We start from the raw sequence: 16,339 nt of genomic DNA on the forward strand, positions 1-16,339 counted from the left end.
GTGCAGTTCTTAAAAGATACTGCCCAAGAAAATTATATACAAATATTCTGAAAAGGGCAAGCACAGTAATTAAACTTCTATGTCTGCAGAATAAATATGGTGGATGTAACCTGTTTCATCCTCCAATATTAATACCCCATCATCTGTAATTCCCAGCGCTTTTCCTTCGATGACATTTGTTAATGTTCTAGCTTTTAGAATTTTACCAATACTAACAGCATGACCTTCCCATAAAAGCTTAATAGGAAAAAAACCTTGTTCTAAGTAAAGCATATACAATTTTTCAAAGTGCTTGAAAAAACTTCTGATTAATCCAGCTCGAGACATCAATTCTCCTTTTTCAATCGCAAGGGAACTAGCCTTTTCCTGAAGTTCACGTGGGAAATCTTCCATCTTTTGATTTACATTGATGCCAATTCCAATAATAATTGAATGAATCCGATCGGCTTCGGCATGTAATTCTGTTAAGATTCCGGTCACTTTTTTGCCCGCTAATAAAATATCATTGGGCCATTTTATTTCCGGCTGTAGTCCTGTTTCCTCTTCAATTGCATGAACAATTGCTACCGCAGTTAAAAGTGTCAACTGCGGTGCTTTCGTGAGCGGGATATTTGGCCTTAGAATGAGACTCATCCATATTCCAGTATATTTAGGAGAATGCCATGTTCTGTTCATTCTTCCTTTCCCGGACAGTTGTTCTTCCGCAATAATGACAGTTCCTTCGGGGACATTCTCATTGGAAAGAAGTTTGGCAATTATTTGTGTGGATTCGACACTTTCTTCATAATAGATGTTCCTGCCGATCAAATTGGTTTGTAAGCCTAACCTAATTTCGTCCGCTGTGATTCTTTCAGGTGTTTTGACCACTCGATAGCCTTTATTTCTTACAGCTTCTAACTCAAAGCCTTCTTTTCTTAATTCCTCTATATGCTTCCAAACCGCTGTCCTTGAGCAGCCAATTAGGTCTGCTAGATACTGCCCCGATAAAAAGGTTTCACCGGCATTCGTAAAGGCATCTAGTAGTTTTATTCTAATTTCTGACACCTTTTAAGCCACTCCTTAATCGTTTTCTTATCATTTTCTACCGTTTCATTAATGACCGCCTGTTCAATTTTCAACAGGGTTTCCTTTACCCACGGGCCTCCCTGTTGATTAAACCATTCCATTAAGTCGCTTCCTGTTACAGCCAAACTAGAGAGTTGTTTAATCGGGAGCTTTTGGTATAGATTAAGCCAGTATTGAAGGGATTCTGACCCGTTTAATCCATTTATCTTGTTGTACAGCTTTTCAGTTGAGGTAATGGTGTCACTGCCCGCAGAATATAAATCATAAACGGACCATTCCTGTTCAAGCCTTTTTTCAACAAAAAACAAAATTTGCTGAATATCTTTTATTTCTTTCATCGGCAGCCGCCAATCTCTTAGAAACGTCTCAATGGCTTTTCCCTTCACGCTTAAACAAAAAAGAAGTAATGACCACATTTCTTTTTTTGTTAAACCATCACAGTCGAAGTCTACTAATTTTTCAATCAGCTTCTTTTGATCGGCTAAACCAGGTAAAAAAGAAAATATATTTGTTTCCAGTAAAATCTCTATTGCCTTATTGCAGTTTTTCCCAACAAGCAACTTTTCAAACTCTGCTCTTTTTCGTTCTACTGCAATATTTTGGAGCAACGGAACAAGTTCTGCTAAAGCATGACGGGTTTCCTCTTCAATAGAGAAGGAGAGCTGGCTGACAAAGCGAACCGCTCTCATCATCCTTAAAGCATCTTCTTGAAAACGATTATTTGCAGAACCCACAGTCCTAATCACATTTTCCCTGATTGCCAGTTGACCATTAAAAGGGTCAATTAGTGTCCCATCGCGATCCATGGCAATGGCATTCATGGTGAAATCCCTGCGCTGCAGATCCTCATTTAGATTGCGAATAAACGAGACCTCTTTAGGCCTTCGGTAATCCTGGTACTCACCTTCAGTCCGAAAGGTGGTAATTTCATAGGATTGCTGATTGACTAAAACGAGAACAGTTCCATGTTCGATTCCGATATCAACCGTTTTCGGGAAAATTTCTTTCACTTCTTCGGGTGTTGCTGATGTTGCAATGTCAACATCACTAATCGTCTTATTCAACAAATAATCTCTAACAGAGCCACCTACAAAATAGGCCTCATATCCGGCATCTTCTAACCTTTTTAAAACGGGGATGGCTGATAAAAATGGTTCTTTCATCTTTTTCACCTAATTCAGCAGTTTATAATAAAGCTGCTCATATTGTTCAACGATTTGTTCAGCCTTAAATTTTGTTCGAACGGTATTCACTGACGCTTGAGAAAATTGTTGGTGAAGCACGTTATCAGTTAAGAGAGAAATGGACTTTTCCGCTATATCACCAATATCCGTTAGTTCACAAATATATCCGTTTTCTCCATGTTGAATCACCTCAGGAATACCACCGACATTTGTCCCGATGCATGGTACACCGCATGCCATTGCCTCAAGCGCAACAAGACCAAAGCTCTCTTTTTCCGACAATAATAGCATGAGATCACTAATAGAATACAATTCCTCAAGATTTTCTTGTTTACCAAGGAAGATCACTTGATCCTCAATCGAGAGCTTTCTGACAAGTTTACAAACGAGGGTCATTTCAGGACCATCGCCGACAAGCAGTAATTTTGCCGGCATTGCCGCAGAAACCTTAGCAAATGTTTTCACAACATCCTGTACCCGCTTGACCGCGCGAAAATTAGAGACATGAATAATGACTTTTTCCTCTTCTTTAATCTGCAATTGCGCCTTTAAGTCAGCAGCATCAGTTTTTTGATAGATTCGTTCATCAATAAAATTATAGACTGTTTCAATTTGTTTATCTGGATTAATGAGCTCATAGGTTTGATTCACTAAGGAATTGGAAACGGCAGTTACGGTATCTGATTTTTCAATTCCGAATTTAATCGCATTTGTTAATGATGGATCATAGCCTAAAACCGTAATATCCGTTCCGTGCAAGGTCGTAACAATTTTAATATCCCTGTTGGACATTTGCTTGGCTAAAATGGCACAAACGGCATGTGGAATGGCATAATGGACATGAAGAATATCCAACTTTTCCCGATTCGCTACCTCTGCCATTTTACTAGCTAACGCAATATCGTAAGGCGCATATTGAAAAACAGAATATTGATTCACATCAACTTGATGGTAATAAATGTTGTGGTACATTCTATTTAACCGAAAAGGAAGACTCGATGAAATAAAGTGAATTTCATGTCCTTTTTCAGCTAGCATCTTGCCTAACTCTGTGGCAACTACGCCCGAACCGCCCACAGTTGGGTAGCAGGTAATTCCAATTTTAAGTTTCCTCATCTTTATTCTCCTATCAAATCATGCTTCAGAAGGATTGGAACCTTCGCTTTGAAGCCCTCAGCATAGGTTACTCCGACCAGTTTTCCAAACATTCTTTCCCTTGCTTCTACTGTTTCAATATAGCCATTCACAAGCGGAGTATTGTAGCTTTGCTCCGATAATTCAAATTGGCTTTGATAGGCACGTAATGCCGCCAGTTTTTTATCGATGAATGATGAAATATCCACAGTAAAATCTGGTGTATGAAAACCATTAATCATGTAAAAATAGACCTTTTCGACTCGATGTGGGTCGGCACATCTATCGGTTTTATACTTTCTTATTCCCGCAGAAAAAACTGCTTCCTCAACAAGCCTGGCACAATTCCCATGATCTGGATGGCGATCCTCAAAATAAGGTGCAAATACCACTTGCGGCTTGTATAATCGAATAACATCTGCAATTTTCCTAATATACTCCTCGTTAAGAAGTAATCCTCTATCGGGAAAACCAAGTGAAATCCGAACTGATACAGCTAAAATATCAGCTGCACGGGCAGCTTCCTCTTTTCTTAACATTACATTCCCATTTGAGGAAAGATCAGCATCTGTTAAATCACAAATCCCAATCTGTTTTCCTTCAGATGCTAGTTTCGCGATGGTTCCAGCCATGCCGATTTCTACATCATCGGCATGGGCACCAAAAGCGAGAATATGTACATGCTTATCCTTCATTACCCTCACCATTCTCTTTGACGACGTTTCTCCATTCCAATAAACCCATTTCTAAACCTCTTATTAGTAATTCAGCTGAACCCATATTCGTAGCAAGAGGAATAGCATAGACATCACAAAGTCTGACAAGAGCCGTAACATCCGGTTCATGGGGCTGGGCCGTTAATGGATCCCGAAAGAAGAAAATGGCATCCATTTGATTATTTGCAATCCTTGCGCCAATTTCCTGGTCTCCGCCTAATGGACCTGATTTAAAACGAGTTAAGCTTAATCCAGTTGCTTCATTAATTCTTAAGCCAGTTGTACCGGTTGCAAACAATTTGTGTTTTTTAAAAATCTCTTGATATGCCGTTACAAATTGGACTAAGTCATTTTTCTTTTGATCATGTGCGATTAAGGCAATATTCATAAACTGACTCCTAACCTAAAATATTTTCTAGTCCGTAAACAAAGGTATTTTGATCCACGACCGTTTCAACAGCGACTTTTACTCCTGACATAAATGAGCCGCGGTGATAGGAATCATGGCGCACTGTTAATGTTTGTCCATCAGCTCCAAATAACACCTGTTGATGGGCTATGAGTCCAGGCAAGCGAACAGAATGAATATGCATTCCATCATGTTCCGCACCTCTTGCCCCTTGCAAGGTTTCTTTTTCATTTGGATGCCCTTGTTTTTTGGCTTCCCTCACTACTGATATCATTTCCGCTGTTTTTACCGCCGTCCCGGACGGAGCATCTAGCTTTTGGTCATGGTGCATTTCGATAATTTCAACATCGCTAAAATATTTTGCAGCCATTTGCGAGAACTTCATCATTAAGACCGCACCAATCGCAAAATTTGGTGCTATGATACAGCCAAGCCCTTTTTCCTGACAAATTTGCTGTAGTTCTTCTAGATCTTCCTTTGAAAAGCCTGTTGTTCCAACTACAGGGCGAACATTGTATTCAAGGGCCGTTTTAGCGTGGTGCATGCCCACTTCTGGTGTGGTTAGGTCGATTAAGACATCTGCCCCTACATTTTGCAGGCAATTGTGAATATCCGTATAAATTGGTACATTAGAAATTGCATGAAAGCCTTCAACGTCACTTAGCATCATGCCATCATACTTATGATCAATGGCAGCAACCAGCTGAAAATGTTCTGTATTGGTTACTAATTTCACCGCTTCACTGCCCATACGACCGCGCGGCCCAGCAATGATAATCTTAATAGGGTACATGTTCTTCACTCCATATTTTCTTTGTCTATTCTTGTCCAACGGTTTTTATCACGCGTATTAAATTTATTCATCACATAATCATGAGCCTCTTCCAAATCGATGTTTAAGGCATTAGCAAAGCAAATGAGCACAAATAGGAGATCACCAAGCTCCTCTTCAATCGCCTTTTCGGTCTCACTGGATTTCTTCGGCTTTTCACCATAATAATGATTTACTTCTCTTGCCAGCTCCCCAAGCTCTTCGGTTAGTCTAGCAAGCATCGCTAATGGACTGAAATAACCTTCTTTAAATTGGCTTATATATGTATCGACTTCGACCTGCAAGTCTTTTATCGATTTTCTATCGGTCATTGATTCCCCACCTCTTTTTCTTGAACGACCAAAATTACTTTGATATATCTCTTTTTTATGTTAGCTAAATTATGACCGATTTACAAATGTTTTTGTTTTATTCACGCTCTTTTCCATTGCTCATTGCCCTAGTACTATTAATTCGCTATAATAAAAACCGCCATATGAGAGAAAATATGGCAGAGGAGGAAGGCTCATGCTATTCGGACTTAAATATAAAAATATCCTGTTTATCCTATTTGGAACAGCGATAATGTCATTTGGCCTTGTTAATTTTAATATGCAAAATAAGCTTGCCGAAGGCGGATTCACGGGTATTACACTGCTTTTCTATGGATTGTTCAAATGGGATCCATCCTATACAAACTTAATCTTGAATATTCCTGTATTTTTTATCGGCTGGAAGTTGTTAGGGAGAAATACCTTTTTATATACCATTATCGGAACTGTTGGTGTATCAATCTTTCTATGGATTTTTCAGCGTTACCCAATAGATATGCCGCTGCAGCATGATTTAACGTTAGCAGCCTTGTTTGCGGGTGTCTTCACGGGGATTGGCTTAGGTATTATTTTTCGTTTTGGAGGAACCACAGGGGGAGTCGATATTATTGCCAGACTCGTCCAAAAATATGCAGGTTGGAACATGGGGAAAACAATGTTTTTATTTGATGCCTGTGTAATTATCCTTTCACTCACATACATATCATATAAACAAGCCATGTATACACTTGTTGCTGTTTTTGTCGGCGCAAAAGTTATTGATTTCATGCAGGAGGGCGCATATTCTGCAAGAGGTGCGATGATTATTTCGGAAAATAATCCCCTAATTGCTGATAAAATTATGGAGGACATGGGACGCGGTGTCACCGCACTACGGGGATATGGTTCCTATACAAAGAATGAACGAGATGTTTTATATTGTGTTGTTGCCAAAAACGAATTGATCCGCCTTAAAAACCTAATTACCTCCGTTGACCCGCATGCATTTATATCTATCTCGGTTGTACATGATGTTCTCGGCGAAGGATTTACACTTGATGAAAATAAAATGCCAATAAAAGATTAAAAAGGCAATATCCGCTTTATATTGTGCGGACATTGCCTTTTTTATCTTCCATCCTATTAGTCTCTTGAGCGATTTTTTTTCTGATTCTTATCACCCTGGTACTTTCTCCAGCCTACGTAAGATAATGTCATGATAATAATACTTCCGGTTGAAATGATGACCCACCAAAGCGAAGGGTCAGCTTCATCCTCTTCCATATTGGCAAACAGACTTTTTAAATCTGTGTCTAGCGCATTCAGCTCAAGTTGGCTTTTTGAATTTGTAATAACCTCGGAACGATATTCATTTATAAAATCAATCCGGGCATCTAATCTTTGAATATTTTCTACCGGTACATCTATTTTCATACTAGGGTATATAACATTATATAACGATAAAAAGGTGTTAAAGTTTGTATGGAAATGAGCCGTATCACCATTTTCGGCTGCCTCTTTTGCCTGGTGAAAAGCGGTCATAATTTGTTCTTCCATTTCTGTCCATAAAGGTTGATGACTAGTTGCTAAGGCATCAATAACAAGACGAAATTTTGTTAGTTTATTTATTCTTTCCTCATATTTCATGTTGGGGCTAACAGCCGCTTCCATTGCTTCATCATGAGAGGTATGAACAATTCTAACCTCGTCCATTGATAGGGGTTTCGTTGTCCCCGTAATACTTGTAAATTGGGCTGAAAAATAATCTAATAATTTTTTTGCATCTTCATATCTTTGAAATTTCACCATTTGAAGAGCTTCATCGGAGATATCATCCAGCTTCTCCATTGGCGTTTGCTGTTCAGCATTTACAGTTATGGGAGTGAGCATAATGATAATTGCTAAAAAAAATAACCATCTGATTTTCAATCCTGTCCCCCCTTTCATTACTAATAAAATGTATGTAGGGGTGGACAAGGTTAGACCATCTTCAAGTATTTATTTTTAGTTTAAATCTATTAGGCCTTATAGCAAAATAATAGGCAAGTCCTAGCGAAAGAATGGAAAGCCAGAAGGTAAAATAGCCAATTTGGGCTGTATATTGATCAAGCAATGAATAGCTCGGCATCATGAAAAAAACATAATCTATTACATCATTGTGGAGTGTCCATACCGCTGTGATGATTAAATGCCACCATTTAAACCGATAGAAAGGTGCATATAATAATCCTTGTACTGCCATGGCAAAATGAGAGAAGATTAGCATATATCCCACCAAATCCAGTTCACCTTGAACAAAATAAACAAGAATGTTCATGACAACGGCCCATATTCCATATTTAAAAAGCGTAACAATCGCAAGTGCTTCCATAAACGGCCAGTTTCTCCGAAGTAAAAAGGCGATTAGAACAAAAACAAAAAATAAGCTGGCGGTCGGACTGTCGGGTACAAAGGCAAGAAAAATCCCGGGGGTTTCCTTTAGCTGCCACCCGTACCAATAGTACCCATAAATAGTTCCGGCAATATTCACAATAAGCAACAGTTTTAAAACAGATCGATTTGCTAAGAAAGGGTAAATTAAGCGCACCTGCACACCTCTTTTCATCATGGAAATTAATATGAAAAAAAACTGACGATCTTTTCGTCAGCTTTTTTGTCATTCAACTATTTACCAAGGCCTGAGATAAATTCAGACAGTTTCTTTAGCTGTTCGTCATCACCTTTAAAGATTCCCGGTGGCATTTTGCCGCCTTTACCTTCTTTAGCAATCTTCGCCACTTCCTCAGCTGATAAGCCAGTTCCAATCAATGTTGGAGCCCCAGCACCACCCTGAAAACTATCACCATGGCAGGTTAGACATGTATTATCATTTGCAATTTTGTAGCCATCACTAGTTTTATCGATATCGACTTTTGCGACAATTTTACCTTGGCGCTCTGCAGCAGCCCAGTCATGTGTTGCAACGGATTGCCAAGTTAAAAATACGGTTGCAGCTAATGCTAAAAGCATAAATCCGGTAGCAAGCGGGCGTTTTCTTGCACGGCGTTCAGGTCCATTATCAAGGAATGGTGCTAATAATAAACCTCCAAATGCTAGTCCCGGTATAATCATAGCTCCGATAACGGTGTATGGTCCCGATGCATACGTATATTTCAATAATTGATACAAGAATAAGAAATACCAGTCTGGTAATGGGATATAGCCTGTATCAGTTGGATCCGCTATCCTTTCAAGCGGTGCCGGATGTGCCACTGTTAAACTTAAAAAGCCGACAAGAAAAACTGCACCTATCATCCATTCTTTTAAAAGGAAGTTAGGCCAGAATGCCTCTGTTTTACCAGGGTATTCTGAGTAATCTTTTGGGAGCATTCGTTTGCGTGATTCAGGTGCTGGAACACGCGAGTCACCAACGAACTTCATACCTTTTCCGCGATGCATTGAGCAATCCCCCTCCTTTTTCCGTAGAGATAAAAAACGTAAAGATAAAAACCGGTTTTATAGCGGTCCTGAAATACCTTGTCTACGAATCATTATGAAGTGCGCTGCCATTAATCCAAATAAGGCTGCTGGTAAAAAGAACACGTGGATAGCAAAGAAACGGGTTAATGTTTGTGCCCCTACGATATGTTCATGACCTGCAAGTAATACCTTGACATAGCTGCCAATAAATGGTGTTGCTTCTGCGATTTGCAGACCAACTTTTGTTGCGAACAACGCTTTCATATCCCAAGGTAATAAATAACCTGTGAAACCTAATCCCAGCATGACGAAGAAAATTAAAACTCCGACAATCCAGTTCAATTCACGAGGTTTCTTATAAGCGCCTTGGAAAAAGACGCGTAATGTATGTAAAAACAACATTACAAGTACTAAACTTGCACCCCAGTGATGCATTCCACGTACAATTTGTCCAAAAGCAACTTCATTTTGAAGATAATAAACAGATTCCCAAGCGTTTTTAATGTCCGGTACATAGTACATTGTTAAGAACATACCGGAAAGAATTTGAATGACTGTTACGAAGAATGTCAGACCTCCAAAGCAATATACAAACGCACTAAAATGATGCGCAGGGTTAACATGCTCAGGAACCTCATGGTCTGCGATATCGCGCCACAAAGGCGTAATATCTAAACGTTCATCTACCCAATCGTAAATTTTGTTTAACAATGATTACGCCTCCTTCCGTGGTTCAGCTTTACCTAAGTATAGGAAACCATCTTTTTCCTTGAATGGATATACATCAAGTGGTGCCAGCGGTGGTGTACCAGCAATGTTTTTACCATTCTTCTCGTACCGGCCATAGTGACATGGACAGAAAAATTGACCCGGATGTTCCTTATCGGTATTCCAGTTAACCGTACAGCCTAAATGTTTACATACAGGTGATAGGGCTACAATTTTATCTGACTTATCATCACGATAAACCCAGGCAGTATTGGTTACTTCTGACTCATACCATGCATCCTTTTGTTTGAAGGTAAAGTCAACTCGAACCGGCTCAGCTGTTAAGTCTGAAACCTTTTGCTTTGTTGCGATGAAATCACCGCCAGCCTCTGCCTTTAAAACTGGATCTACAGCAAAACGCACCATCGGCATTAACATGCCTGCTGCCATAAAACCGCCTACACCAGTTAATGTGTAGCTTAAAAATTGACGTCTTGAAACGCGCTCTTTACTCATGCTTATCCCCCCCTCTTTTCACGAAGTTAAGTCCAGCGGACAATTAATTAAACACATATAAAACTAGGACATAACAATGATATATCAATCTTCAAGTAAGGTCAATATCATACTATTTTAAAAACATATAATCTGAAGATTTTTACGCCTAATCCTGCCATTTTTGTGTGAAGAGGATGAGTAGCTGCTTTACTTGGCTATCAATCATCTCCATTTTCTGGGAATCATTCATCTGCTCTAGCGGAAGTGATGGAAGCCATATTAACGAACCGCCTAGTTTCTGTTCATGTGTACGCCAATCGAGCTCAGATGTTATGTAAAATATGTGTTTAAATTCACTTTTGCTAATGTCTTCCTCCCATTGCAACAAATCACTTAATACTTTTTCATGATCACCATTTTTCAGATACGTAAATGGGGGAAATAATAATATTCTTCCGGTAAACTGTCTTTCTAGATGGCTTGTTAATAGTGTGATAAATTCAGCGTTTGCGGCTGATTGCTTCATCTCCCCCCCGACTGATACCGAATATAATGGTACAACAGCTGTATCCACATACTCCTTAGCATTTATGTATGTCTCTATATCTTTCGGAATCCACTTCATTTTATGCACCAATCCTTTTTCTTAGCTAGTCCAATCATATCATTATCTTCAACCATAATAAAAGATAAAGATGAAAAAGGAAGTCTGCTTATCGCAAACTCCCTTTTTGTTCAGTCACCATTAGTTTATTTAATTTTTCCGTTAATAGCTGAAAAGCTACTCGGTCTTGTTTATCAAGTGCTTCATCAATTAATTTCAGTAATTTTTCACGGTGAAAACGTTCGATACTATGCTGCAGCAATTGTTCTGCAATGACTCCATCCTTTTCATTGACCTGTAAATGTTTCGGTACGAATGGATTTTCTTCAAGAACTGCCGCATATTGGTGTGCTTGATTGGAGGCATGAAAATTTAATTGAATAAAAATATCCTCATCTCGATTCAGCCGAATGTCATGAAACGATTTCTCAGCATCAGTTGTCATGACATTTTCTTTATAAAAGCGAAACGGCACTTTATCGACACAATGCGTTGACATAATCAAACCGCGCGGGCAATACTGTGCTTGCTCAACAAAATGTACCTTTTCCATTAGTTGATCGTGGCTCATTAAGTAATTCAGAATCCACACACATTCTCTTCTTTTTAATTGATAATGATTTAAAAACCAGCGTATAAAATCCTTCTTCTCGTTGACAGAAACAGGGGTTGCCATGATAGTTTCCCTCCTCTGCATAATCAGCTTTTTTTATTTCTACTAATTGGTTAAACGTTCAAGCACATCCATATACTCGCCATTCGATGGGTCTGTACTTAGCAGCTGTTTAAAAATTTCGGCGGCGCGGGCCGTCTTTCCTTCTTCAATAAGAAAATATCCGTAATCCTGTAAAAAGGCATCATTATTCTTTAAAAAAGTATATGCACTTTCATATTTGTCTAATGCGTAAGAAAATTCTTCAAGTTTATCGTAAGCAAGAGCTAAGTCCCAAAGAATCTGCGGTTCCGCATCTTCTGTAATATCAAGCTGGGATATTAACTCAATAACATCCTCATATCGTTCTTGCTGAAAAAAGAGCTTATTTAATGTAATTGCAGCATCGATAAAGCCGGGGTCTAAGGCAAGGGCCTCCCGAATATATTGTACTGCTTCATCCACTCTCCCAAGCTTCAATGCTATTTTCCCGCCGTAGAAAAATAATTCTTTATTAAATTCATCCTGCCCAATGCCCTCTTTAATTGTCTGGAAACTGTTTTCAAGCTCTTCTTCCCGTTCATAGCTTAGCGCTAGGTGTAAATAAAGTGAATGATATTCGGGGTCAAGCTCCTTTAACTCAGTGAACTTTTCAATAGCTGTCCGATTGTATCCTGCTTGAAGGGCTGTTAAGGCATAGCCGAATAGCGTGTTAATCTCTAACTTTTCATCTAGTGCCTGACCATAATAAGTAAGTGCCTCTTCAAAAGCTCCGGAGGCACTTAAAAGATCTGCCATCCGTCCATGGATATTAACACCGGCAATTTCGCTTTCCTCTTTTAAAACTAGTTCAAAAGCAGCCATCGCCTTATTAATTTCACCTTGCTCACTATAAAGCTCTCCTAAGGCAAAATCAATAATAACCTCATCCGGCAATAATTCTTTCGCTGTTAAAAGCTTTCGTTCACAAACTTCAAAAAGACCTTGGATTTGATAAAGATCTGCTAATAATAATAATGACTGTCCATAATTTACATCCTGCTCCGAGATCTTTTCTAAGACAAGGATGGCTTCCTCTTCTTCTCCTGCTTCCACTAATATTTCACCTAACAACACAAGAAGTTCACCCTCTTCAGGGTAACTTTCCAATAGGCTTTCAACTAAGGCCTTCGCTTCCACTAAAAATCCATACTGGAATAATTCTTCTCCAAGAAGGAACTTTTCTTCATGATTTCCACTTTTTAATACTTGATTATATTCCTTTAAGGCCTCATTATGTTGACCATTTTCTAACATATTGATAATTTTATTAACTCGATCCATTGACTATTACCTCTCGTTCGCCTTGATTTACAAAGAAAAAAAAGCCGGGGTTTTCACCTTAACATGTTCTCCATTACCAGATTTAAATAAAACCGTATTACCTGCGCGGACAACCTTTCCTTTGTGAACTGTAACTACTAGTCTATCACTATGATAATGAAATAAACTTACTTCATCAACCTTCTTGATTTCTCTTCCCTTTAAAAATAAGTTATAACTTAATTCAGTACCATTCATAAGGCTGGCTTTCTGCGGGTATAATCCGATTTTGTTTAATACAGGAATAGACAATGGCTGGCCTTCTTCTATTACCTCATAGAGCGCCGGGATTTTTTCTTTTTGTATGATAGTATTCCATTTCGACAAAACGGCCTTCTCTTCCTTCTTTTGTGAACAAGAAATTAATGGAATAAATGGGCTGTTGAATGGGAACATTGCCTCCCTAATCCATCCCCAAGGAATTTTCTCCAATTCGTTTGGGTCTTTTAGATCAACAAAGATAGCAGGAACCTTTTCTTTTTTACAACTTCTTATTAGTGTTGGGGTAATTAATCGTAATGGAATTTTAATCCCAATCATAAAATCAACTGGGCTGCTTATTAATGCCATTTTCATTGCTGTTATTTTTTCCTTTAGTTCATGCTCGTATAAAAGGTCAACATAAGTTAACAATGTGGTACATCCTTTTAACAAATAATGATCAATCAAAAAAGTCTTTAAATCTTGAAAAGATCCTTGATGCGGAATTTTTGAGCTTAAAAGGACATAGGTTGGGGTCATAATATAAGGCTCTACGTTCATCTTTATTAATTGATATCGTTTGAAACCAGCTTGAATGGCAGTTATTCGGTCATCTTTTATTAATAGTGAACATGTATGAAGCTCTCTGTTTTTAAGGATATTGGCATTTTCAATGATATACAACGGCCCTACCACCCTTTTCCTCTTTAAGACAGGCTATGCGGAAAATCCGAAAACTATGACATTCAAACAACATCCTATTATTTATTCCATAAAAAAAAGCCGCATTAATATGCAGCTTTCAGCGGATAAGGTTATTTAAATGGGCGAAGAAGTTCGGATAAGAAACAGATATGGCTTCTGGTTGTTCCAGTTCAACATTATTCCTGCATAGAAGTGCCGCGATTGATAACATCATACCAATCCGGTGATCGCCATGACTAGAAACACTGCCCCCATTTAATTGTGTTTTCCCATGGATAACCATTCCATCGTCCGTCGCTTCAATTGAAGCACCTAATTTTCTTAGTTCATCGACAACAGTATCAATGCGATTTGTTTCTTTTACCTTTAATTCTTCCGCATCTTTAATCACCGTTGTACCTTCAGCTTGTGTTGCCAAAAGGGCAATAATCGGAATTTCATCAATTAGTTTGGGAATTAAATCCCCTTCAACAACTGTAGCCTTCAGATTGGATGTCTTAATAATCAGGTCACCGACTGGTTCAAATGAGTGGTCTTCCTTTTGAATAATCTCTAAATCCGCACCCATCTTCTTCATTACCTCGATAATTCCCGTTCGAGTTGGATTAAGTCCGACATTTTTTAACACAATTTCACTTTCCGGAATAATTGCCCCGGCAACAAGGAAGAAGGCCGCTGAGGATATGTCTCCAGGAACGTGAATGGTGGCACCTGTCAGATTTTGTCCGCCTTTGACAGTAATCGCTTGGTTATCCTTGTCGATTTCTCCGCCAAATTTTCGAATCATTCTTTCCGTATGATCGCGGGTTTCAGCAGGTTCGATAATCGTGCTTTCTCCCTCAGCTTGCAGGGCTGCTAAAATTAATGCAGATTTTACCTGCGCACTAGCTACCGGAAGCTTGTATTGGATCGGAGTTAACTGCCCTCCCCGGATTGAAATAGGAGTAAAGGCACCGTCTTTCCGCCCGTCAATCTTTGCTCCCATTTTGGCTAATGGACCTGTTACCCTTGTCATAGGCCGTTTTCCGATTGACTCATCACCCACCAAAGTCGAGAAAAAAGGTCTCCCGGCCAAAATCCCCATTAATAACCGAATAGTTGTTCCGGAATTGCCTACATCCAAGACTTCGTTCGGTTCTGTTAATCCCTCAAAACCATTACCGATAATCCGGATCTGGTTGTCAGCTTCCTCGATTGTGACCCCAAGCTTCCGAAAGCATGATATCGTACTTAAACAGTCATCACCAGGCAAAAAGTTAGTAATCTTTGTTTCTCCATGTGCGATTGATCCAAACATAACAGATCTATGCGAGATGGATTTATCTCCTGGAATCGTTATCTCACCAAATAATCGCTTTATACTAGTTTTCAGTTTTAATGATGCCATTAAAAATCACCTTTTTACAATCATTTTATGTGCCTACGGATGTTGCAAAGCTTGTATAAATTCCAATACATCGTTCAGCCTTTTGCCGATCCTCTTCTGTTTGAAAGCTTATGACTAAAACTCCAATAATATCTTCACGAGTTTCCAGAATACGAATATTTGTGATACTGATATTTTCCTTTGCTAAATAACCGGTTATTTCGGAAATCACACCTGGGTAATCGGGGATATCGACAAATAAATCGTAAAATGCAGGAATAGCTCCTTTTTCTTTCTGCGGTAATCCGTCACGAAATTTCTTAGCCTGTTTAAAATAATCTAATATAGCATCACTTTTTTCTTTTTCCAGTAGTGTTTTAATCCCATTCATTTCGTCCTGCCATTGATCAAGCAGTTCAATTAATGTATCACGGTTATGCAGCAAAATATCCTTCCACATTTCCGGACTGCTTGAAGCAATCCGCGTGATATCTCTGAATCCGCCTGCAGCGAGACGGGGAATGAGACTTTCTGCTTCCGCTATTTTTTCAGTTTGTCTGACAATCGACGCCGCGATAATATGAGGAAAATGACTCACAACCCCTGTTAGATAATCATGGTTTTCTGGTGTGACAGTTAAAAATTTTGCATTTGTTCCAATTAGCCATTCTTTTAATAACTCAACTTTGTATTCTTCAATTAGATTTCCAGGAGTTAACAAGTAAAATGCGTTTTCAAATAAAATTTCCTTTGCCGCGGAAACACCACTTTTATGTGAACCCGCCATTGGGTGGCCGCCAATAAAAGTTATTCCCTTTTGCAATAAGCTAGCGGCGCTTTCGACAATTTTGCTTTTTGTACTTCCTGTATCTGTCACAATTACCTTTGGATTAAGAGGAAGTTCAGCTAATAGCTGAATAATTTCCTTTGTTTCATTTACGGGTGCGGCAATAATGATTAAATCAGCATCAATAGCGCCATCAGAAATATTCCCGGCAATTTCATCAATGACACCCAGCATTTTTGCAAGCCTTGCCTGTTCACTATTTATATCAAATCCTACAACCACGGCATCCTGATGTTCCTTTTTGATACATAAGGCTAAGGAACCACCAATTAATCCTAAGCCAATCACAAAAACCCGGCCATTCAAT

General features: G+C 38.9%; 19 protein-coding genes. 1 reads left to right on the forward strand and 18 read right to left on the reverse strand.

What is annotated here, in order from left to right:
• Window positions 1-69: 69 nt before the first annotated feature.
• The 7 genes from BABA_RS08980 to BABA_RS09010 are packed head-to-tail and all read right to left on the reverse strand — an operon-like array spanning window position 70 to window position 5,651.
• Entirely contained in the window at window positions 70-1,044 is a 975-nt protein-coding gene (locus tag BABA_RS08980) for a biotin--[acetyl-CoA-carboxylase] ligase (protein WP_007084849.1), read from the reverse strand.
• On the reverse strand, window positions 1,026-2,228 hold the full coding sequence (locus BABA_RS08985) for a CCA tRNA nucleotidyltransferase (protein WP_007084850.1): 1,203 nt from the start codon (window positions 2,226-2,228) through the stop codon (window positions 1,026-1,028). Before BABA_RS08985 ends, BABA_RS08980 begins: the two co-directional genes overlap by 19 nt.
• A gap of 9 nt (window positions 2,229-2,237) precedes the next feature.
• Window positions 2,238-3,365 (reverse strand): N-acetyl-alpha-D-glucosaminyl L-malate synthase BshA, encoded by a 1,128-nt coding sequence (gene bshA / locus BABA_RS08990; RefSeq protein WP_007084851.1) that lies wholly within the window; start codon window positions 3,363-3,365, stop codon window positions 2,238-2,240.
• 2 nt (window positions 3,366-3,367) lie between these two features.
• Window positions 3,368-4,078 carry a bacillithiol biosynthesis deacetylase BshB1 gene (gene bshB1 / locus BABA_RS08995; protein ID WP_007084852.1) on the reverse strand — a complete coding sequence of 237 codons (711 nt, stop codon included), beginning with the start codon at window positions 4,076-4,078 and terminating at the stop codon, window positions 3,368-3,370.
• Complete coding sequence (gene mgsA / locus BABA_RS09000) at window positions 4,068-4,487, reverse strand: methylglyoxal synthase (RefSeq protein WP_007084853.1); 420 nt, start codon at window positions 4,485-4,487, stop codon at window positions 4,068-4,070. The genes bshB1 and mgsA overlap by 11 nt, the downstream gene beginning before the upstream one ends.
• 10 nt (window positions 4,488-4,497) lie before the next feature.
• The gene (dapB, locus tag BABA_RS09005) at window positions 4,498-5,301 is read right to left on the reverse strand and encodes a 4-hydroxy-tetrahydrodipicolinate reductase (protein WP_007084854.1); all 804 of its coding nucleotides are present in this window, start codon (window positions 5,299-5,301) and stop codon (window positions 4,498-4,500) included.
• A gap of 5 nt (window positions 5,302-5,306) precedes the next feature.
• Window positions 5,307-5,651: a nucleotide pyrophosphohydrolase gene (locus BABA_RS09010; protein WP_007084855.1), complete on the reverse strand. Its 345-nt coding sequence runs from the start codon at window positions 5,649-5,651 to the stop codon at window positions 5,307-5,309.
• 196 nt (window positions 5,652-5,847) lie between these two features.
• Between BABA_RS09010 and BABA_RS09015 the strand changes: the two genes are divergently transcribed.
• The gene (locus BABA_RS09015) at window positions 5,848-6,717 is read left to right on the forward strand and encodes a YitT family protein (protein ID WP_007084856.1); all 870 of its coding nucleotides are present in this window, start codon (window positions 5,848-5,850) and stop codon (window positions 6,715-6,717) included.
• Window positions 6,718-6,773: 56 nt separating this feature from the next.
• Here the strand turns inward: BABA_RS09015 and ypjB are convergent, their stop codons facing one another.
• The 11 genes from ypjB to BABA_RS09070 all read right to left on the reverse strand — a co-directional run bounded on the left by ypjB (window position 6,774) and on the right by BABA_RS09070 (window position 16,338).
• Window positions 6,774-7,559, reverse strand: coding sequence for a sporulation protein YpjB (ypjB, locus tag BABA_RS09020; RefSeq protein ID WP_007084857.1), 786 nt, complete (start codon window positions 7,557-7,559; stop codon window positions 6,774-6,776).
• 61 nt (window positions 7,560-7,620) lie between these two features.
• Complete coding sequence (gene lhaT, locus BABA_RS09025) at window positions 7,621-8,217, reverse strand: lipoprotein heptaprenylglyceryl N-acetyltransferase LhaT (RefSeq protein ID WP_007084858.1); 597 nt, start codon at window positions 8,215-8,217, stop codon at window positions 7,621-7,623.
• Window positions 8,218-8,294: 77 nt separating this feature from the next.
• On the reverse strand, window positions 8,295-9,068 hold the full coding sequence (locus BABA_RS09030) for a menaquinol-cytochrome c reductase cytochrome b/c subunit (protein WP_007084859.1): 774 nt from the start codon (window positions 9,066-9,068) through the stop codon (window positions 8,295-8,297).
• 57 nt (window positions 9,069-9,125) lie between these two features.
• Window positions 9,126-9,800 carry a menaquinol-cytochrome c reductase cytochrome b subunit gene (gene qcrB / locus BABA_RS09035; RefSeq protein WP_007084860.1) on the reverse strand — a complete coding sequence of 225 codons (675 nt, stop codon included), beginning with the start codon at window positions 9,798-9,800 and terminating at the stop codon, window positions 9,126-9,128.
• 3 nt (window positions 9,801-9,803) lie between these two features.
• The gene (locus tag BABA_RS09040; RefSeq protein WP_040345764.1) at window positions 9,804-10,313 is read right to left on the reverse strand and encodes a QcrA and Rieske domain-containing protein; all 510 of its coding nucleotides are present in this window, start codon (window positions 10,311-10,313) and stop codon (window positions 9,804-9,806) included.
• A 148-nt stretch (window positions 10,314-10,461) separates the two neighbouring features.
• Complete coding sequence (locus tag BABA_RS09045; RefSeq protein ID WP_007084862.1) at window positions 10,462-10,920, reverse strand: YpiF family protein; 459 nt, start codon at window positions 10,918-10,920, stop codon at window positions 10,462-10,464.
• A gap of 88 nt (window positions 10,921-11,008) precedes the next feature.
• Window positions 11,009-11,575 (reverse strand): ReoY family proteolytic degradation factor, encoded by a 567-nt coding sequence (locus BABA_RS09050; protein WP_007084863.1) that lies wholly within the window; start codon window positions 11,573-11,575, stop codon window positions 11,009-11,011.
• Window positions 11,576-11,617: 42 nt separating this feature from the next.
• On the reverse strand, window positions 11,618-12,874 hold the full coding sequence (locus BABA_RS09055; RefSeq protein WP_007084864.1) for a tetratricopeptide repeat protein: 1,257 nt from the start codon (window positions 12,872-12,874) through the stop codon (window positions 11,618-11,620).
• Window positions 12,875-12,901: 27 nt separating this feature from the next.
• Window positions 12,902-13,798, reverse strand: a complete 897-nt coding sequence (locus tag BABA_RS09060) for a hypothetical protein (protein ID WP_007084865.1) — start codon at window positions 13,796-13,798, stop codon at window positions 12,902-12,904.
• 118 nt (window positions 13,799-13,916) lie between these two features.
• Window positions 13,917-15,206, reverse strand: coding sequence for a 3-phosphoshikimate 1-carboxyvinyltransferase (aroA, locus tag BABA_RS09065; RefSeq protein ID WP_007084866.1), 1,290 nt, complete (start codon window positions 15,204-15,206; stop codon window positions 13,917-13,919).
• A 25-nt stretch (window positions 15,207-15,231) separates the two neighbouring features.
• A complete protein-coding gene (locus BABA_RS09070) occupies window positions 15,232-16,338 on the reverse strand; it encodes a prephenate dehydrogenase (protein ID WP_007084867.1) in 1,107 nt (368 codons plus the stop codon).
• Between the last annotated feature and the right edge of the window lies 1 nt (window position 16,339).

Origin of the sequence: Neobacillus bataviensis LMG 21833 (genome assembly GCF_000307875.1) — a bacterium.
Taxonomy (GTDB): domain Bacteria; phylum Bacillota; class Bacilli; order Bacillales; family Cytobacillaceae; genus Neobacillus; species Neobacillus bataviensis.